Annotated in this window: 19 protein-coding genes; 9 read left to right on the top strand and 10 right to left on the bottom strand. The window is 59.5% G+C overall.

Annotated elements, in window-relative coordinates:
• Nucleotides 1-47: 47 nt before the first annotated feature.
• The gene (gene tyrS / locus ACM6IM_RS01705) at nt 48-1,247 is read right to left on the bottom strand and encodes a tyrosine--tRNA ligase (RefSeq protein WP_414864002.1); all 1,200 of its coding nucleotides are present in this window, start codon (nt 1,245-1,247) and stop codon (nt 48-50) included.
• Between the two features lie 211 nt (nt 1,248-1,458).
• Between tyrS and ACM6IM_RS01700 the strand changes: the two genes are divergently transcribed.
• Nucleotides 1,459-2,874 carry a peptidoglycan DD-metalloendopeptidase family protein gene (locus ACM6IM_RS01700; RefSeq protein ID WP_414863997.1) on the top strand — a complete coding sequence of 472 codons (1,416 nt, stop codon included), beginning with the start codon at nt 1,459-1,461 and terminating at the stop codon, nt 2,872-2,874.
• Between the two features lie 3 nt (nt 2,875-2,877).
• Complete coding sequence (locus ACM6IM_RS01695; protein WP_414863996.1) at nt 2,878-3,969, top strand: anhydro-N-acetylmuramic acid kinase; 1,092 nt, start codon at nt 2,878-2,880, stop codon at nt 3,967-3,969.
• Nucleotides 3,970-4,036: 67 nt separating this feature from the next.
• On the opposite strand, the gene erpA is transcribed toward ACM6IM_RS01695, so the two are convergent.
• Both erpA and argC read right to left on the bottom strand, forming a co-directional pair.
• Nucleotides 4,037-4,387: an iron-sulfur cluster insertion protein ErpA gene (gene erpA, locus ACM6IM_RS01690; RefSeq protein WP_007906865.1), complete on the bottom strand. Its 351-nt coding sequence runs from the start codon at nt 4,385-4,387 to the stop codon at nt 4,037-4,039.
• Between the two features lie 168 nt (nt 4,388-4,555).
• Nucleotides 4,556-5,590 carry an N-acetyl-gamma-glutamyl-phosphate reductase gene (gene argC, locus ACM6IM_RS01685; protein WP_192306431.1) on the bottom strand — a complete coding sequence of 345 codons (1,035 nt, stop codon included), beginning with the start codon at nt 5,588-5,590 and terminating at the stop codon, nt 4,556-4,558.
• A 135-nt stretch (nt 5,591-5,725) separates the two neighbouring features.
• On the opposite strand from argC, the gene hemJ reads away from it, so the two are divergent.
• The 6 genes from hemJ (at nt 5,726) to coq7 (ending at nt 10,349) form a co-directional block, all read left to right on the top strand.
• Nucleotides 5,726-6,157: a protoporphyrinogen oxidase HemJ gene (hemJ, locus tag ACM6IM_RS01680; RefSeq protein WP_192306433.1), complete on the top strand. Its 432-nt coding sequence runs from the start codon at nt 5,726-5,728 to the stop codon at nt 6,155-6,157.
• 33 nt (nt 6,158-6,190) lie between these two features.
• Nucleotides 6,191-7,159, top strand: a complete 969-nt coding sequence (locus ACM6IM_RS01675) for an NAD(P)H-dependent flavin oxidoreductase (protein ID WP_192306435.1) — start codon at nt 6,191-6,193, stop codon at nt 7,157-7,159.
• Between the two features lie 90 nt (nt 7,160-7,249).
• Nucleotides 7,250-8,224: a DUF805 domain-containing protein gene (locus ACM6IM_RS01670; RefSeq protein WP_414863995.1), complete on the top strand. Its 975-nt coding sequence runs from the start codon at nt 7,250-7,252 to the stop codon at nt 8,222-8,224.
• Nucleotides 8,225-8,286: 62 nt separating this feature from the next.
• A complete protein-coding gene (locus ACM6IM_RS01665; protein WP_414863994.1) occupies nt 8,287-9,075 on the top strand; it encodes an SDR family NAD(P)-dependent oxidoreductase in 789 nt (262 codons plus the stop codon).
• An 80-nt stretch (nt 9,076-9,155) separates the two neighbouring features.
• Nucleotides 9,156-9,494, top strand: a complete 339-nt coding sequence (locus ACM6IM_RS01660; protein WP_095170527.1) for a histidine triad nucleotide-binding protein — start codon at nt 9,156-9,158, stop codon at nt 9,492-9,494.
• A 207-nt stretch (nt 9,495-9,701) separates the two neighbouring features.
• Nucleotides 9,702-10,349, top strand: a complete 648-nt coding sequence (gene coq7 / locus ACM6IM_RS01655; RefSeq protein WP_414863993.1) for a 2-polyprenyl-3-methyl-6-methoxy-1,4-benzoquinone monooxygenase — start codon at nt 9,702-9,704, stop codon at nt 10,347-10,349.
• 117 nt (nt 10,350-10,466) lie between these two features.
• On the opposite strand, the gene speD is transcribed toward coq7, so the two are convergent.
• Both speD and ACM6IM_RS01645 read right to left on the bottom strand, forming a co-directional pair.
• Nucleotides 10,467-11,261 (bottom strand): adenosylmethionine decarboxylase, encoded by a 795-nt coding sequence (gene speD / locus ACM6IM_RS01650; protein WP_192306443.1) that lies wholly within the window; start codon nt 11,259-11,261, stop codon nt 10,467-10,469.
• Between the two features lie 238 nt (nt 11,262-11,499).
• Nucleotides 11,500-11,922, bottom strand: a complete 423-nt coding sequence (locus tag ACM6IM_RS01645) for an OsmC family protein (protein ID WP_003228794.1) — start codon at nt 11,920-11,922, stop codon at nt 11,500-11,502.
• A gap of 228 nt (nt 11,923-12,150) precedes the next feature.
• On the opposite strand from ACM6IM_RS01645, the gene crp reads away from it, so the two are divergent.
• Entirely contained in the window at nt 12,151-12,795 is a 645-nt protein-coding gene (crp, locus tag ACM6IM_RS01640; protein ID WP_414863992.1) for a cAMP-activated global transcriptional regulator CRP, read from the top strand.
• Here crp and ACM6IM_RS01635 read toward each other — a convergent pair.
• From ACM6IM_RS01635 to trpE, 5 genes are all read right to left on the bottom strand, one after another.
• Nucleotides 12,792-13,493, bottom strand: coding sequence for a biotin/lipoate A/B protein ligase family protein (locus ACM6IM_RS01635; RefSeq protein WP_414863991.1), 702 nt, complete (start codon nt 13,491-13,493; stop codon nt 12,792-12,794). The genes crp and ACM6IM_RS01635 overlap by 4 nt on opposite strands.
• Nucleotides 13,494-13,614: 121 nt before the next feature.
• The gene (gene trpC / locus ACM6IM_RS01630) at nt 13,615-14,451 is read right to left on the bottom strand and encodes an indole-3-glycerol phosphate synthase TrpC (protein WP_414863990.1); all 837 of its coding nucleotides are present in this window, start codon (nt 14,449-14,451) and stop codon (nt 13,615-13,617) included.
• Complete coding sequence (trpD, locus tag ACM6IM_RS01625; protein WP_192306457.1) at nt 14,448-15,497, bottom strand: anthranilate phosphoribosyltransferase; 1,050 nt, start codon at nt 15,495-15,497, stop codon at nt 14,448-14,450. The genes trpC and trpD overlap by 4 nt, the downstream gene beginning before the upstream one ends.
• A gap of 9 nt (nt 15,498-15,506) precedes the next feature.
• Nucleotides 15,507-16,100, bottom strand: coding sequence for an aminodeoxychorismate/anthranilate synthase component II (locus ACM6IM_RS01620; RefSeq protein WP_201191896.1), 594 nt, complete (start codon nt 16,098-16,100; stop codon nt 15,507-15,509).
• A 114-nt stretch (nt 16,101-16,214) separates the two neighbouring features.
• Nucleotides 16,215-17,696 carry an anthranilate synthase component I gene (gene trpE, locus ACM6IM_RS01615; RefSeq protein WP_414863989.1) on the bottom strand — a complete coding sequence of 494 codons (1,482 nt, stop codon included), beginning with the start codon at nt 17,694-17,696 and terminating at the stop codon, nt 16,215-16,217.
• Nucleotides 17,697-17,736 lie beyond the last annotated feature (40 nt).

Here is a 17,736-nt window from a genome sequence, read left to right as displayed (position 1 = left end):
GCGAATTATAGACGTCCAGAATCTGCCGTCAACCCCTAATTCCAGCTTTATTCGGATTTGAGCGAAATACGCGCAAACGCCTTCTTGCCTGCCTGGCAAATATGGGTCGCGCCCAGTGCACATATAAAGGTGCGATCAACAACCTCACCATCTACACGCACACCGCCAGAGTTCAGCAGGTCACGCGCCACCGCCGAGTTTTTCACCAAGCCAGCTTTATTAAGAACAGCAGCGATCGGCATATCTTCAGCAGCCGTCAATTCAATCTCCGGCAGATCATCCGGCAGCTCGCCATCCTTCATGCGGTTACCCGCTGCGCGATGGGCATTGGCCGCAGCCTCTTCACCATGGAATCGCGCCACAATCTCTTCAGCCAGCTTGATCTTGATATCCCGCGGATTGGCACCCGCCTCGACATCGGCACGGAACGCATTGATCTCGTCCATCGAGCGGAAGCTGAGCAGCTCAAAGTAACGCCACATCAATGCATCCGGCATGGAAACCAGCTTGTTGTACATCACACCCGGCGCTTCCTGGATACCGATGTAGTTACCCAGAGATTTGGACATCTTCTTCACGCCGTCCAGACCTTCGAGCAACGGCATGGTCAGAATGCACTGCGGCTCCTGCCCATAACCGCGCTGCAACTCGCGCCCCATCAGCAGGTTGAACTTCTGATCGGTACCACCCAGTTCGACATCCGCACGCAAGGCGACCGAGTCGTAGCCCTGAACCAGCGGATAGAGAAACTCGTGAATGGCAATTGGCTGATTGGTGGTGTAGCGCTTGTCGAAGTCGTCACGCTCGAGCATGCGCGCAACGGTGTACTGCGAAGTCAGTCGAATGAAGTCGGCCGGCCCCATCTGATCCATCCAGGTGGAGTTGAATGCCACTTCGGTCCTGGCCGGATCCAGGATCTTGAACACTTGAGTCTTGTAGGTCTCGGCGTTTTCGAGAACCTGCTCACGCGTGAGAGGAGGCCGCGTAGCGCTCTTGCCGCTCGGATCACCGATCATCCCGGTGAAGTCGCCTATAAGGAAGATCACCTGATGCCCCAGTTCCTGGAACTGGCGCAGCTTATTGATCAGCACGGTGTGCCCGAGGTGCAAATCCGGCGCGGTCGGATCGAAGCCGGCCTTAATACGCAGCGGTTGGCCACGCTTGAGCTTTTCGATCAGCTCGGACTCGACCAACAGTTCTTCCGCACCACGTTTGATCAGCGCTAGCTGCTCTTCAACCGACTTCATAACAGACCCGCAAGGCTCGAATTCAAAGGGAACCAACCATACAAGATCACGCGTCAAATACAAAATTTGGCCAGCGCAATGACGCCAATCCACCGGCAGAACGTCCGCGGACTTGCTTCAGAGATGATTTGGTTATATTTTATACAGTTATTTCATCTTCATCATGTCATTCATCTTTTCCAATTCATCTTTTTCAAAGTCAAAATTACTTATGACCAACGAATCGTCTAAAGCGCCGCCGCTTTACCCGAAGACCCACCTGCTCGCAGCGAGCGGTATCGCCGCCCTGCTGAGCCTGGCGCTTCTGGTATTCCCTTCCAGTGATGTAGAAGCCAAAAAGACAACCCTGAGTCTTGAACTGGAAAGCCCTGCTGAACAACTGACACAAGATCAAGACGCCGCTGACGCCGCCCAAGCCACAAATGAGCCGGTAACTTCCCCTTTCGCGCAGATCGAAAACAGCGCCGAGGAGCCCCAGGAAACAGCCCAGGCCGCCCCCGCGGCCGCTGAAGAGAAGCAGGGCCCCAATCACCGGGAAGTCATCGTTGCCAAAGGCGACACGCTGTCCACCCTGTTCGAGAAAGTCGGCCTTCCTGCCACCGCCGTGCATGAAGTACTGGCCAGCGACAAGCAGGCCAAGCAGTTCAGCCAACTCAAGCATGGCCAGAAACTCGAGTTCGAGCTCAACCCTGAAGGCCAGCTGACCAACCTGCATAGCAAGGTCAGCGACCTCGAAAGCATCACCCTCACCCGCAATGACAAGGGTTACGTCTTCAACCGCATCACCGCCAAGCCAAGCGTGCGCTCGGCTTACGCTCATGGCGTGATCAACAGTTCGCTGTCGCAATCCGCCGCCCGCGCCGGCCTGTCCCACAGCCTGACCATGGACATGGCCAGCGTATTTGGCTACGACATCGACTTCGCCCAGGATATTCGCCAGGGCGACGAGTTCGACGTGATCTACGAACAGAAAGTCGTCAACGGCAAATCGATCGGCAATGGACCGATCCTCTCCGCGCGCTTCACCAACCGCGGCAAAACCTACACCGCCGTGCGCTACACCAACAAACAAGGCAACAGCAGCTACTACACGGCTGAAGGCAACAGCATGCGCAAGGCGTTCATCCGCACGCCGGTAGATTTCGCCCGCATCAGCTCGAAATTCTCCATGGGTCGCAAACATCCGATCCTGAACAAGATTCGCGCTCACAAAGGCGTTGATTACGCCGCCCCACGCGGTACGCCGATCAAGGCTGCCGGTGATGGCAAGGTATTGCTGGCCGGCCGTCGCGGTGGTTATGGCAATACCGTGATCATTCAGCACGGCAACACCTACCGCACACTGTATGGACACATGCAAGGCTTCGCCAAGGGCGTGCAAACCGGCAGCTCGGTCAAGCAGGGCCAGGTCATCGGCTACATTGGCACCACCGGCCTTTCCACCGGGCCGCACCTGCACTACGAGTTCCAGGTCAACGGTGTTCACGTCGACCCGCTGAGCCAAAAGCTGGCAATGGCCGACCCGATCTCCAAGGCCGAGCGCTCGCGATTCCTAGCACAGAGCCAGCCGCTGATGGCGCGCATGGATCAAGAGAAAGCCACGATGCTGGCTTCGAGCAAGCGCTAAGCCATGACGCTCTATATAGGCGTGATGTCCGGGACCAGCCTTGATGGCCTGGACATTGCGCTGGTCGAGCTGGCACCGGCGATCAAGCTGATCGCCACGCATTACATCCCCATGCCCGATTCCCTGCGCACCGAGCTGCTAGGCCTGTGCGCCAGCGGTCCCGACGAAATTGCCCGCTCGGCCATTGCCCAGCAAAACTGGGTGAGGCTTGCAGCGGAAGGCATTCACACTCTTCTTGATCAACAGAACCTGAAACCCGCAGACATTCGCGCGATTGGCAGCCATGGCCAGACCATTCGCCACGAGCCGTCACGCGGGTTCACCGTCCAGATCGGCAACCCTGCCCTGTTGACGGAGCTGACCGGCATTACAGTCGTCAGCGACTTCCGCAATCGGGACGTCGCGGCCGGCGGCCAGGGAGCACCCTTGGTCCCCGCCTTTCACGAAGCATTGTTCGAAGAGCAGGCAGGCAGCCGTGCGGTGCTGAACGTCGGCGGATTCAGCAACCTCAGCCTGATCGAGCCCGGCAAACCCGTGGCCGGTTTCGACTGTGGCCCGGGGAATGTGTTGCTGGATGCCTGGATTCACCAGCAACGGGGCGAAAACTTCGACCGCGACGGCCAGTGGGCCGGCAGCGGTAAGGTGGAACCGGTGCTGTTGAAGGCACTGCTCAGTGATGCGTTCTTCGTGACCAAAGGCCCGAAAAGCACCGGTCGCGAAGTGTTCAATCTGCAATGGCTGACCCAGCACCTTTCCCGGTTGCCATCGTTTGCCGCCGAAGACGTTCAGGCCACACTGCTGGAGCTGACGGCGCTGACCATCATTGAATCACTGCAAGGTGCTCAAGCGGATACCCGGGAACTGCTGGTGTGCGGTGGCGGTGCACACAACGCCACGCTGATGAAACGCCTGGCCGGCTTGCTGCCGAACGCAACCGTCAGCAGCACGGCCTCTCACGGGGTTGACCCGGACTGGGTCGAAGCCATGGCCTTCGCCTGGCTGGCCCATTGCTGCCTGGAAGGCATCGCGGCCAATCGCCCAAGCGTCACTGGTGCCCGCGGCCTGCGGGTGCTCGGCGCCATCTACCCGGTCTGAGCCGCAGACAGCAAAACGCCGCAGGACCCTGAAGCCCTGCGGCGCTGGATAATGCCCTGAGGTGCGATCAAATCGAGAACGAAGAGCCGCAGCCACAAGTGGTCGTGGCATTAGGGTTCTTGATCACGAAACGCGAACCTTCCAGACCTTCCTGGTAATCCACCTCGGCGCCCGCCAGGTACTGGAAACTCATTGGATCAACGACCAGGCTCACGCCCTCGCGTTCGACGATGGTGTCGTCATCGGCCACTTCTTCATCGAAGGTGAAACCGTACTGAAAACCTGAACAACCGCCGCCCGTCACAAATACGCGCAGCTTCAAGCGATCATTCCCCTCTTCATCGACCAGGCTCTTCACCTTGTGCGCGGCACCGTGGGTGAATTGCAAAGCCGTGGGGGTGAAGGATTCGACGCTCATGCTAACTATCTCCCGGCGTTACGCCGCCATAATGCGTGATGACGCGCATTATCCGCTTCTCCGAGAAAATCGGTCAACTATTGTTACGGTATATCAATAAACCCGATTGCCGGTTCCCAATGCAAAAAGGCCCGTTCGACGGGCCTTTTTGCTGTACGGGACGAAGCCTTACGGCAGCATGCCTGCATGGGACAAGCCCAGGCGCTCATCCAGCCCGAACAGGATATTCAGGTTCTGCACCGCTTGGCCCGAAGCACCTTTGACGAGGTTGTCGATCACCGACAACACCACGACCAGATCACCCTCCTGTGGACGGTGCACGGCGATACGGCAGACGTTGGCGCCACGCACGCTACGGGTTTCCGGGTGGCTGCCGGCCGGCATCACATCGACAAATGGCTCGTTGGCATAACGCTTCTCGAACAGCGCCTGCAGGTCCACCGAGCGATCAACCACCGTCGCATAAAGCGTCGAGTGAATACCGCGAATCATCGGGGTCAGGTGCGGAACGAAGGTCAGGCCGACGTCCTTGCCCGCCGCACGGCGCAGCCCCTGGCGAATTTCCGGCAGGTGACGGTGACCTTTGACGGCATAGGCCTTCAGGCTTTCCGAGGTTTCGGAGTACAGCGAACCGACGGAAGCGCCACGCCCGGCGCCACTGACACCGGATTTGCAGTCGGCGATCAAGCGCGTGGTATCGGCCAGGCCGGCCTCAAGCAAGGGCAGGAAGCCCAATTGCGTGGCCGTTGGGTAGCAACCCGGCACGGCGATCAGACGCGCTTGCCTGATCTGCTCACGATTGACTTCCGGCAAGCCGTAGACCGCTTCCTCCAGCAGTTGCGGTGCGCCGTGCGGCTGGCCGTACCACTTGGCCCACTCGTCAGCATCCTGCAGCCGGAAATCTGCCGACAGGTCGATGACCTTGGTCCCTGCCGCCAGCAACTCACCGGCCAGTGCATGGGCGACCCCGTGAGGCGTCGCGAAGAACACCACGTCGCAGGCACCCAGGGTCTTCACGTCCGGCACGCTGAACGCCAGGCCATCGTAATGACCGCGCAGGTTAGGGTACATATCGGCCACGGCCAGGCCGGCCTCGGATCGGGAAGTGATCACCACCACTTCAGCTTGCGGATGCTGTGCCAACAGACGCAGCAGTTCGACACCGGTGTAACCCGTGCCGCCGACGATACCGACCTTGACCATAAACCTGCCCTCAACGAACCCACTGGAAAGCCGTCGATAATAGGGGCCGCGCTCGCCTGCGACAACCGTCAAGGTGACGTGCGGGCGCTCAAGCCTCTACTATTCGGGCTACCGTGAACCTGGGAATAATCAAAAATGCTTTATCTGTGGCTCAAAGCGCTTCACATCGTCAGCATGGTCTGCTGGTTTGCCGGCCTGTTCTACCTGCCGCGCCTGTTCGTTTATCACGCACAAAGCGAAGACACCGTCAGCAAGGAACGCTTCAGCCTCATGGAGCGCAAGCTGTACCGCGGCATCATGGGCCCGGCGATGATTGCCACGCTGATCTTCGGCGGCTGGCTGATCAGCCTGAACCCGAGTGCGTATTTTGGTCAGGGTGGCTGGATGCACGCCAAATTGACCCTGGTGGTCATTCTGATCGGCTATCACCACATGTGCGGAGCGCAGGTCAAACGTTTCGCCCGTGGCGAGAACACCCGCAGCCATGTCTTTTATCGCTGGTTCAATGAAGTGCCGGTTCTGATATTGCTGGCTATCGTAATTCTGGTCGTGGTTCGGCCGTTCTGATTTCAACCAGCATCACTTACCGGGGTATTTCCAATGTCGCTGCCCGCTTTGCTCGAACAACGTTTGCGTTTGCCTGTCGTGGCGGCGCCAATGTTCCTGATTTCCAATCCGCAACTGGTGCTCGCCTGCTGCCGTAATGGCGTCGTAGGCAGTTTCCCCGCGCTGAACCAGCGCGAGAGCAGCGGCTTCAAAGCCTGGCTGGAAGAAATCGAAGCAGGCCTGGCAGCTCTGGAAAATCCCGCGCCCTATGCGGTAAACCTGATCGTCCACAACAGCAATCCACGCCTGCAAGCGGACCTGGAGATCTGCATCGAACACAAAGTGCCGATCGTGATCACCAGCTTGGGCGCAGTCAAAGAACTGGTGGACGCAGTACACGGCTACGGCGGTCTGGTGTTCCATGATGTGACGACGCGTCGGCATGCCGAGAAAGCCGCCGAAGCCGGCGTCGATGGATTGATTGCCGTCGCGGCGGGCGCCGGTGGCCATGCTGGCACCTGGAGCCCGTTTTCGTTGATTGCCGAAATTCGCCAGTTCTTCGACAAGACCTTATTGCTTGCTGGCTGCCTGAACCATGGCCACGAAATTCTTGCTGCGCAGTTGCTGGGCGCAGACCTGGCCTACTTCGGTACGCGCTTTATCGGCACCACCGAAAGCCATGCCCCTGAGGCCTATAAAGAGATGCTGCTGACGTCCCGAGCAGCCGACATCATCCATACGCCCGCAGTGTCGGGTGTACCCGCAAGCTTCATGCGCCAGAGCCTGGAAGCGGCAGGCTTCGATATGGCCGCACTACAGAACAAGGGCGACGTCAATTTCGGCGCCAAGCTCAAGCCCTTGAACGACGAAGCCAAAGCCTGGAAAACCGTATGGTCCGCCGGCCAGGGCGTCGGCGAAATCAAGGACCTGCCAAGCGTGGATCAGCTGGTCGCACGACTGGATGCCGAATACCGCAAGGCGTTGGAGCTGGCGGCACAACTGCCCCAGCGCTGGCCGCGCTGACAGGAAGCTTGGCCAGTCACCCCCGACTGGCCTTACACTCGAGGCAGTCAACGCTCCTCTCTCAAACACTCGCGACAAGGAAGCCTCGCAATGAGCGAAAACCGGTACAAGATTGTGTTCGATGGTGCCCTGCAACCCGGGGTCGACGGCACCACCGCCCGGCTCAATCTCGCGGAGTTGTTCAAAAGCGATGTTGCCGCCATCGAGCGCCTGTTCAGCGGTCGCCCCGTGGCACTCAAGCGGGATCTGTCGCAGACGGATGCGCAGGCTTACCTGCAAGCGCTGAGTAAAACCGGCATCGACGCACGAATAGAAAGCGACCCCTCGATCGAATTGAACCTGTCAGACGTCCAAGATCACGCCACTGCCGATCAAGCTCCGCCCACCGAGCCGCAATCACCCTACGCACCACCCCGCGCGGCGGTGGGTGAAACGTTACCGGGGTTTTCCTCGCTGAAGCCGTTCAGTTATGAAGGCCGTATCGGTCGTTTGCGTTACCTCGCCTGGACCATGACGCTGACGCTGGTGACGCTTGGCATCGGTAGCGTTTTCGCCCTTTTCGGACTTGCACTCATCAGCTCGGACTCCACAGGCGGCCTGATTCTCGCGGGGCTGCTGGCCTTTATTCTCGTTGTAGTACTCGCAGTGGTCAGCGTCCTGTTCACTATCCAGCGCCTGCACGATATTGGCTGGTCGGGCTGGCTCTGGCTGTTGACCCTGGTGCCCTTCGTCGGCAGCATTTTTCCGTTTGTCATCATGGTTGTGCCGGGCAACGCCACGGCGAATCGGTACGGTGCGCCACCGCCACCCAACAGCACCGCGGTCAAAGTTCTGGCTGCGCTGTGGCTGGTGTTCATCGCGATCATGTTTATCGGCGGACTGGCCGGTGGACTGACCGCTATCCAGGACGAGTACGAAAACGCCGCACAAAGCAGCTATGAAAGTAGCTCGGTCATCACCGACGAAGTGGAGGTCGAGCCTGCCGAACAGGCCGAACCGATACCCGATTCCGCAGAGGATGAAGCCGAAGAAGCCCCGCCCCCTGTAGACTCTGCCAAAGAATGAACAGCGCTCCCCGCTCGTGACACCTGCGTCGCCGGCGCGGAGCTGTTGCGATGGAGAACTGCATGACCCGTTACGCTCTGATCACCGGTGCTTCCAGCGGCATCGGCCTGGCGATGGCCGAAGCGCTGGCCCGCCGCGGCCGCAGCCTGATTCTGGTGGCCCGACAACGTGATCAGTTGGAAAGCATTGCGATTGAACTGACTCAACGGTTTGGCGTGGAGGTGTTGTTTCGTGCCTGCGACCTGGGCGAGCCGCTGCGGCTGTCCGGTTTCCTGCTGGAACTGGAAGAAAGCGACCGCCAGATCGACCTGTTGGTCAACTGCGCCGGCATCGGCACCTGCGGCCCGTTCCTCGCGCAGGACTGGATGACCGAACAAGACCTGATCGAAGTGAACATCCTCGCCTTGACGCGTCTTTGCCATGCCATTGGCAACAGCATGGCCTTGCACGGCGGCGGACAGATCCTGAATGTCGCCTCGATCGCGGCGTTCCACCCCGGCCCCTGGATGAGCACCTATTACGCCAGCAAGGCCTATGTGCTGCATTTTTCCGAGGGATTACGCGTCGAGCTGAAAAAATGCGCGGTCAAGGTGTCGGTGCTGTGCCCCGGTCCGACCCGCACCGCGTTCTTCCGCACGGCGCAACTGAACACCGACAAACTGGCTGACAGCAAAAGGCTGATGAGCCCCGAGGAGGTCGCGCTCTACACCGTGCGAGCCCTGGAAAAAAATCGCGCCATCATCATTCCGGGCTGCCGCAACCGCTGGATCGCCTTCCTGTCGCGGTGTGGCTCACGCTGGTTGAACCGGACAATCACCGGCATGCTCAACAAGGCTTATTGTCCACGATGATGGCCGCAGGGTAAAAGACTGGGCTCGGACCAGCCCCTATGGGTACACTCAAGCCAGCCCAAACAACGGAGAAAACAGCTGTGGATACTCTGTTCACCAAGATCATCAACCGGGAAATACCGGCGAAGATCATCTACGAGGACGACCAGGTACTGGCCTTCCACGACATCGCCCCACAGGCACCGGTGCATTTCCTGGTGATCCCGAAAAAACCGGTGCGCACCTTGAACGACCTCACCGAGGACGACAAGGCACTGGCCGGGCACATCCTGTTCACTGCCCAGCGCCTGGCCCTGGAACTGGGTTGCGAGGAAGGTTTCCGTGTGGTCATGAACTGCAATGAATTGGGTGGGCAGACCGTCTATCACATCCACATGCACGTGCTGGGTCAGCGCCAGATGCACTGGCCGCCGGGCTGATTGCGGCGCCCTCCCCCCGTTGCGTAAGCAGCCGGTCGTCGCCCTTACGCTCGCGATGCGCTCAAAGGCACCGCGGGTGTCAGGCCCGCCAGACTCCCGCTGAAACCCATCACCCGCCTGCCGGCTGCTGCGTGACAATGACCCAGCGCAAACCTTCCGTGGCCGATTGGGTTAAACTGGCCGCCGAGATTCTTCCCGGAGGTCAGCATGACTACCCAACGTCACTACTCGCCAATTGACCGTCTTCTGCTGCAAGCCGACGCCGCGATGCGTACCCTGCTGCCTTTCAGTGGCCAGCCGTACCGCCCGTCGCCGGCCATCGTGCAGCCGGAGGTGCAAATGAGCGACGAAGACACCCGGCATGTGGCCGGCCTGATGCGCATCAACCACACCGGTGAAGTCTGCGCCCAGGCGCTGTATCAGGGACAGGCCCTGACCGCCAGGCTGCCGCAGGTTCGCGCCGCCATGGAACATGCCGCTGAAGAGGAAATCGACCATCTGGTCTGGTGCGAGCAACGCATTCATCAATTGGGCAGCCATACCAGCATTCTCAATCCGCTGTTCTACGGCATGTCGTTCGGGATCGGTGCCGTGGCCGGGTTGATCAGCGACAAAGTCAGCCTGGGTTTCGTCGCCGCCACCGAACATCAGGTGTGCAAGCACTTGAACGAGCACCTCGAGCAGTTGCCGGTAGAAGACGAGAAGTCCCGGGCGATCCTCGAGCAAATGCGCATCGACGAAGAGCACCATGCTGAAAGTGCCCTGGAGGCCGGTGGCTTCCGCTTTCCGGCACCGGTGAAGTTCGGGATGAGCCTGTTGGCCAAGGTGATGACCAAGAGCACGTATCGGATCTGAGGCTGGCGTTGCCGGGAACGGCCATGCGTCAGCAGACTCGCCCCCACAGAGATGGGAGACGGGCATGAAAAAGGCGACTGCCGCGAGGGAGTCGCCTTTTTTTTACCTTCGAGGATTTCAGCCCGGCATGTTGCGCGCGTAGAAAATCTCGAGCATTTCGTGCTTCACCCGGTCGGTCACTTGAGCCCGCTGCTCAGGGGACAGGTTGCTGGTAGCGTCGCCGAACAGGTAGTTATCCAGTTCGAAGTTCTTCAACAGCATTTTGGTGTGGAACAGATTTTCCTGATACACGTTCACGTCGGTCATCTGGTACGCGTCGCGGGTGTCTTCGGACAGGTAGTTCTGGATCGAGTTGATCTCGTGGTCGATGAAGTGCTTCTTGCCTTCGACGTCGCGAGTGAAGCCGCGCACGCGATAATCCACGGTCACGATGTCCGAGTCGAACTGGTGAATCAGGAAGTTGAGTGCCTTCAGCGGTGAAATGACCCCACAGGTCGACACGTCGATGTCCACACGGAAAGTCGCAATACCATCGTCCGGATGGATTTCCGGGTAGGTGTGCACCGTGATGTGGCTCTTGTCGAGGTGGGCCAGGATGATCTCGGGCAACGGGCCCGGGGACTCTTCGATCTGGCTTTCGGTCGGGGTCACCGGCTCTTCAGAGATCAGAATCGTAACGCTGGCGCCCTGTGGTTCGTAGTCCTGACTGGCGATGTTCAGGATGTTGGCACCAATGATATCGACAACTTCCGTGAGGATCTGCGTCAGGCGTTTCGCGTTGTACTCTGCGTTGATGTACTCGACGTACGCCTGCTGGTCTTGCGGGGTTTCCGCGTAGCAGATGTCATAGATGTTGAAGCTCAAGGTCTTTGTCAGGTTATTGAACCCGTGGAGCTTGAGTTTGCTTTTCACCGTTAAAAACTCTCTATGTATTGCGGCCCGGCCGCGTGATCAAGCATGCCCGTCAGATGCGAACAACGCACCTGCGTAGGACGGTTAACACCTCTTCGCGATGGCGATTTTGGTTGTCTGATCGGGCGAGCGGTCTGTCGGCTGACGGACCACCACCCTGAAAAAAGTGGCGCATTATGCAGACGTCAGCCATGGATCGCCAGAGTCTGCACTGCTTTTATGATAGTTGAATGTCGATTCAACCGAGTTCGACGATCTCGTAGTCGTGGGTAATCGCAACACCTGCCGCGCCGAGCATGATCGATGCCGAGCAGTACTTTTCGGCGGACAACTCGATGGCGCGCTTGACCTGAGCCTCTTTCAGCCCGCGGCCCTTGACCACGAAGTGCATGTGAATTTTGGTGAAGACTTTCGGGTCTTCGGTCGCGCGCTCGGCCTCGAGGAAGGCTTCACAGCTTTCAACGGCCTGACGGGACTTCTTGAGAATGCTGACGACGTCGAAGTTGCTGCATCCACCGACACCCAGCAGGAGCATTTCCATGGGCCGCACACCCAGGTTACGACCACCTGCGTCGGGCGGACCGTCCATGACCACGACATGACCGCTACCCGACTCGCCGAGGAACATGGCTTCGCCAGCCCATTGAATGCGTGCCTTCATCGCCAAGACTCCACTGTAAAAAAAGGGTCGCCAGCTTAGCACAGGGCCCTTGATTGACAGTGCTCGCCTTCCTAGGACATAACCGGTTGCCCAGTAGGTAAATTCTCGAATATTGCCGGAAGTGTCTGTTAAGCTGACGCCAATTAGCTGGCGCATAGCCACCTGCGCAGCAACCCCAGCGCCTCATAAAAAAACAAACATACCGTGCAGTCTTTTCGGGATACAACCATGGTTGCTATTGCCCCACCCCCCAAAATCAAGAACCTCGACAAGCTGTTGATGCATTGTCAGCGTCGGCGCTACGCGGCCAAGAGCAATATCATTTGCGCAGGCGACCGCTCGGAAACGCTGTTTTTCATCATCAAGGGCTCGGTCACCATCCTGATCGAGGATGACGACGGTCGTGAAATGATCATCGCCTACCTGAACACCGGGGACTTCTTCGGTGAACTGGGCCTGTTTGAGCAAGCCGGCCTGGAACAGGAGCGCAGCGCCTGGGTTCGCGCCAAGATCGAGTGCGATGTTGCGGAAATCAGCTACACGAAATTCCGCGAGTTGTCCCAGCAGGACCCCGACATTCTTTACGCACTCAGCGGACAGATCGCACAACGCCTGCGCAACACTACTCGCAAGGTCGGTGACCTGGCCTTCTTCGACGTGACCGGCCGCGTGGCCCGCTGCCTCCTCGAATTGTGCAAGCAGCCGGACGCCATGACCCACCCCGATGGCATGCAGATCAAGGTAACGCGTCAGGAAATCGGACGGATTGTCGGATGTTCGCGGGAGATGGTCGGTCGCGTGCTCAAGGACCTGGAAGAACGCAACCTGGTGAACGTCAAGGGCAAGACCATGGTGGTGTTCGGGACGCGTTAAGCACCGAACATGGCCGCCAGCATTTGACGATAAAGCATGTCGAGCCGCGCCAGTGCATCCGGTGCAGCGAACTTCTCATGCAGGGCGATGTGGCTCTCGGCGCGAACCCGCTGCTCCAGGCCGCAGGCCTGATTGAACCGGTTGACCGCCGCGACCATCGACTCGCGCTCGTTATCGAGCAACATCGCACCGTGCACCAGGCCCACCGGCCGCAGCCCCCCCTGGCTTTGGCGCCAGCGCTGAGCGGTGCCCACCATCTTGCGGCCGTCGAGGTTGACATTGAAACGGCCATCGCAGAACGCACCGTCGATTTCGCCCAGAGACGAAACGCCACCCAACTCATCCAGCAGTTGGCATATCGGGTCGCATAAACGCCGGTAGCCGGACTCGATGCGATTCAGATCACCTTCGCTGCGCGGCGGTGCATAAACCAATGCAATGTTGAGGGTCGACGCCGATTGCGGCACCGGTTCACCACCGGTTTCCCGTAGCAACACTGGCCAGCCTGCAGCCGCCGATACCTCGCACGCCGCTTCAAAGCCTGGCAAGCGATTCAAACGGCGCGGCATGACCAATGCCCGATCGGCAGGCTGCCAGAACAGCAGGCCGAACTCCGAATCACCCGCGCACACCGAGGCGAGCAAATCCTGTTCGGCTTGCAGCCCGGCTTCGATGGTCAGGGAGATGGGCGAGGTCATGAAGAGCTCCGTAAGACCTGAAGTCTGTGGTGTGTCTTATGTCGGGAACGCCACCCGGAGCAGGCTCGCTGCCACAGGTTCGATCTGACCCTTGTGGGAGCGATCCTGCTCGCGAAAGTGATCAGTCCAGCGTCGAACCGCTGACCGGGACACCACGCTCCGGGAAGAACAGACGTTGCAGCTCGTTGCCCGGTTGCTCGGCGCGCATGAACGCTTCACCCACCAGGAATGCATACACGTCGCTGATTTCCATCAGTTCCACGTCCGCCCGATTGAGAATGCCACTTTCGGTGATCACCAAACGGTCGCGCGGGATTCGCGGCAACAGGTCGAGCGTGGTTTCCAGGCTGACTTCGAAGGTGTGCAGGTTGCGGTTGTTCACGCCTACCAGCGGTGTGTCGAGGGTTTTCAGGGCCCGCTCCAGCTCGTCACCATCATGGACTTCCACCAGCACGTCGAGACCAACACCCTTGGCCACCGCTGCCAGCTCGGCCATTTTCACGTCATCCAGTGCGGAAACGATCAACAACACGCAATCAGCGCCCAATGCCCGTGCCTCGACGATCTGGTACGGATCGATCATGAAGTCCTTGCGTATCACTGGCAGTTTGCACGCCGCCCGGGCCTGTTGCAGATAGGCATCGGCGCCCTGGAAGTAATCGACGTCGGTGAGCACCGAAAGACAGGTTGCGCCGCCTTTCTCGTAACTCCTGGCGATATCCGCAGGCACGAAGTCTTCGCGAATCACGCCTTTGCTTGGCGACGCTTTCTTGATTTCGGCAATCACCGCCGGCTGCTTGGATTTCGCCTGGGCGATCAGTGCCTGGGCAAAACCACGGGGTGCATCCGCTTGCTGGGCCAGGCGTTCCAGCTCGGCGAGGCTGACACGAGCGCTGCGCTCGGCCACTTCCTCAACCTTGCGCGCCAGAATTTTTTCCAGAACCGTCGGTACGCTCATCCCTCATTCTCCACTTTGAATACCGCCGTAAACGCACCCAACTCCTCCAGTTTTTCCCGAGCGAGACCGGTGTGCAGCGCGTCGTGCGCCAGGGCAACGCCCTCTTTCAGACTGCTGGCGTGATCGGCGGCGTACAGCGCGGCGCCCGCGTTGAGCATGATCATTTCAGCTGCTTTCTGACCGTTTTCAGTTTTGCGCTTGCCCAATGCATCGCGAATCAGCTCAAGGGAAGCCTGTGGGCTTTCAACGGCCAAGCCATGCAGGCTCTGGCTTTTCATGCCCAGGTCTTCCGGCTCGACCCAATACTCGGTGATCTGGTCGTTTTTCAGTTCCGCCACGAATGTCGGGGCCGCCAGGCTGAACTCGTCCAGGCCATCCTTGGAATGCACCACCAGCACGTGCTTGCTGCCCAGGCGCTGCAAGACTTCGGCCAACGGCCGGCACAAGGCCTGGGTGAACACGCCGACGACCTGATGTTTGACGCCGGCCGGATTCGTAAGCGGGCCGAGCATGTTGAACAACGTACGCAAGCCCAGGTCCTTGCGCGGCCCTGCGGCGTGCTTCATGGCACTGTGGTGGGTCTGAGCGAACATGAAACCGATGCCGACGTTATCGATGCAGCGCGCCACTTGCACCGGGGTCAGGTTCAGGTAGATGCCGGCCGCTTCCAGCAGGTCGGCACTGCCGCTCTTGCCGGAAACCGCTCGGTTGCCATGTTTGGCCACGGTGCAGCCGGCCGCCGACACCACGAAGGCGGAAGCGGTCGACACGTTGAAAATATTGGCACCGTCACCACCGGTGCCCACCACATCGACCACACCGTCGAGGGTATTGAGCTCGACCTTGTCCGCCAGCTCGCGCATGACCGACACCGCGCCCACGATCTCGTCGATGCTTTCGCTCTTCATGCGCATGGCCATCATGAATGCACCGATCTGGGCATCCGTGCATTGACCGGTCATGATCTCGCGCATCACATCGCGCATTTCCTCGGTGCTGAGGTCGAGGTGGTCGACGATACGGCTCAGGGCTGTCTTGATGTTCATGGAAAGTCCTTAGCGCGTGCCGCCGGTTTGTTTAAGGAAGTTGGCAAACAGTTCGTGCCCTTGTTCGGTCAGGATAGACTCAGGGTGGAACTGCACGCCTTCAATGTTCAGGGTCTTGTGACGCAGGCCCATGATCTCGTCGATCGAACCGTCTTCGAGCTGGGTCCAGGCGGTCAGTTCCAGGCAGTCGGGCAGAGTTTCGCGCTTGACGATCAAGGAGTGGTAGCGAGTAACTGTCAACGGATGATTCAGGCCTTCAAACACGCCCTTGTCTTCGTGGAACACCGGGCTGGTCTTGCCGTGCATCACCTGACGGGCACGCACCACATCCCCGCCGAAGGCCTGGCCGATGGACTGGTGGCCCAGGCAGACACCAAGAATCGGCAATTTGCCGCCAAAATGCTTGATCACGTCGATCGAGACGCCGGCTTCAGTCGGCGTGCAAGGGCCGGGCGAAACCACGATCCGCTCGGGGTTCAGGGCTTCGATTTCGGCGATGGTGAGCTCATCATTGCGCACCACCTTGACCTCGGCACCGAGTTCGCCCAGGTATTGCACAACGTTGTAAGTAAAAGAGTCGTAGTTGTCGATCATCAGCAACATGGCTTGAGAACCTCTTGAATTCACTGACTTTAAAGGCTGCCTTCGAATGAATGCCCCGCAGCGTCCAGCGCTTTGTCAGCCAAAGCGGCATGGCATACGGATGGCTTTCATCGGTCAGCTTTCCGGGGTTTGTTCAGCCAGGGCGACGGCACGGAACATTGCGCGACGCTTGTTCAGGGTTTCTTCCCATTCCAGCGCTGGCACCGAGTCGGCAACGATGCCGCCGCCGGCTTGTACGTGCAGTTCGCCGTCCTTGATCACCGCCGTGCGAATGGCAATCGCGGTGTCCATGTTGCCGTTCCAGGCGAAGTAACCGACTGCGCCGCCGTAGACGCCACGCTTGACCGGCTCCAGCTCGTCGATGATCTCCATCGCACGAATTTTCGGTGCACCGGACAGGGTCCCCGCCGGCAGGATCGCCCGCAACGCATCCATCGCCGTCAACCCGGCCTTCAACTGGCCGGTGACGTTGGAAACGATGTGCATCACGTTGGAGTAACGCTCGATGACCATTTTTTCGGTGAGTTTCACCGACCCGACTTCCGACACGCGACCGGTGTCATTGCGGCCCAGATCGATCAGCATCAGGTGCTCGGCGATTTCCTTGTCGTCGGACAGCAGATCCTGTTCCAGGGCCAGATCGGCTTCCTCACTGGCGCCGCGCGGACGGGTACCGGCAATCGGGCGCACAGTGATCAGATTGTCCTCGACCCGCACCAGCACTTCCGGCGAACTGCCGACGACGTGGAAGTCGCCGAAATTGAAGAAGTACATGTAAGGCGTCGGGTTGAAGCAACGCAGCGCCCGATACAGATCGATGGGCGCGGCCTTGAAGTCGATCGACATGCGCTGGGACGGCACGACCTGCATGCAATCCCCGGCCAGGATGTATTCCTTGATGGTGTCGACGGCTTTTTCGTAATCGTGCTGGGTGAAACTGGAACGGAAGACCGGGTCGGCGGATTGTTGCTTGCTGAAATCCAGGCCCCGGCGCGGAGTGATCGGCTGACGGAGTGTTTCCAGCAGTGCCTCCAGACGCACACGACCTTGCTCGAAGGCATCTTCCTGCGCGGGGTCGGCCAGGACGATGGCGTGCATCTTGCCGGCGAGGTTGTCGAACACCACCACGGCGTCGGAGACCATCAGCAGGATATCCGGTACGCCCAGCGGATCCGGATTCGGGCATTTGCCCAGGCGTTTTTCCACGTAACGCACGCAGTCGTAGCCGAAGTAACCCACCAGGCCGCCGTTGAAACGCGGCAGGCCCGGGATGGTCGGTACGTTGTAGCGCGCCTTGAAGGTTTCGACGAACGCCAGCGGGTCTTCCACGTCATGGCTTTCGATCTCGACGCCGTCATGGGTGACGCTGACGTGATGGTCATGAACCCGCAGCACGGTGCGGCACGGCAGGCCGATGATCGAGTAACGGCCCCACTTTTCGCCGCCCTGCACGGATTCGAGCAGGTAGGAGTTGGGTTCGTCGGCCAGTTTCAGGTAGATCGACAACGGTGTGTCGAAGTCGGCCAGGGTTTCGCAGGCAAGCGGGATGCGGTTGTAGCCGGCAGCGGCCAAGCGCAGGAATTCTTCGCGGATCATGGTGTAGCCTCGTGGCTTGAGGTGCGAACAGTCAGGTATG

Source organism: Pseudomonas sp. IT-P12 (genome assembly GCF_949767465.1).
Classification (GTDB): domain Bacteria; phylum Pseudomonadota; class Gammaproteobacteria; order Pseudomonadales; family Pseudomonadaceae; genus Aquipseudomonas.
This window is presented reverse-complemented; position numbering and strand designations above follow the sequence as displayed.

Excerpts from the sequence above, each read along its gene's own strand:
- trpD (WP_192306457.1), bottom strand. The coding sequence starts at position 15,497 with ATGAACATCAAGACAGCCCTGAGCCGTATCGTCGACCACCTCGACCTC.
- ACM6IM_RS01675 (WP_192306435.1), top strand. The coding sequence starts at position 6,191 with ATGTCGCTGCCCGCTTTGCTCGAACAACGTTTGCGTTTGCCTGTCGTG.
- erpA (WP_007906865.1), bottom strand. The coding sequence starts at position 4,387 with ATGAGCGTCGAATCCTTCACCCCCACGGCTTTGCAATTCACCCACGGT.
- hemJ (WP_192306433.1), top strand. The coding sequence starts at position 5,726 with ATGCTTTATCTGTGGCTCAAAGCGCTTCACATCGTCAGCATGGTCTGC.
- ACM6IM_RS01635 (WP_414863991.1), bottom strand. The coding sequence starts at position 13,493 with ATGACCTCGCCCATCTCCCTGACCATCGAAGCCGGGCTGCAAGCCGAA.
- ACM6IM_RS01670 (WP_414863995.1), top strand. The coding sequence starts at position 7,250 with ATGAGCGAAAACCGGTACAAGATTGTGTTCGATGGTGCCCTGCAACCC.
- ACM6IM_RS01695 (WP_414863996.1), top strand. The coding sequence starts at position 2,878 with ATGACGCTCTATATAGGCGTGATGTCCGGGACCAGCCTTGATGGCCTG.
- argC (WP_192306431.1), bottom strand. The coding sequence starts at position 5,590 with ATGGTCAAGGTCGGTATCGTCGGCGGCACGGGTTACACCGGTGTCGAA.
- ACM6IM_RS01645 (WP_003228794.1), bottom strand. The coding sequence starts at position 11,922 with ATGAAGGCACGCATTCAATGGGCTGGCGAAGCCATGTTCCTCGGCGAG.
- ACM6IM_RS01700 (WP_414863997.1), top strand. The coding sequence starts at position 1,459 with ATGACCAACGAATCGTCTAAAGCGCCGCCGCTTTACCCGAAGACCCAC.
- tyrS (WP_414864002.1), bottom strand. The coding sequence starts at position 1,247 with ATGAAGTCGGTTGAAGAGCAGCTAGCGCTGATCAAACGTGGTGCGGAA.
- trpE (WP_414863989.1), bottom strand. The coding sequence starts at position 17,696 with ATGATCCGCGAAGAATTCCTGCGCTTGGCCGCTGCCGGCTACAACCGC.
- trpC (WP_414863990.1), bottom strand. The coding sequence starts at position 14,451 with ATGAGCGTACCGACGGTTCTGGAAAAAATTCTGGCGCGCAAGGTTGAG.
- coq7 (WP_414863993.1), top strand. The coding sequence starts at position 9,702 with ATGACTACCCAACGTCACTACTCGCCAATTGACCGTCTTCTGCTGCAA.
- ACM6IM_RS01665 (WP_414863994.1), top strand. The coding sequence starts at position 8,287 with ATGACCCGTTACGCTCTGATCACCGGTGCTTCCAGCGGCATCGGCCTG.
- ACM6IM_RS01620 (WP_201191896.1), bottom strand. The coding sequence starts at position 16,100 with ATGTTGCTGATGATCGACAACTACGACTCTTTTACTTACAACGTTGTG.
- crp (WP_414863992.1), top strand. The coding sequence starts at position 12,151 with ATGGTTGCTATTGCCCCACCCCCCAAAATCAAGAACCTCGACAAGCTG.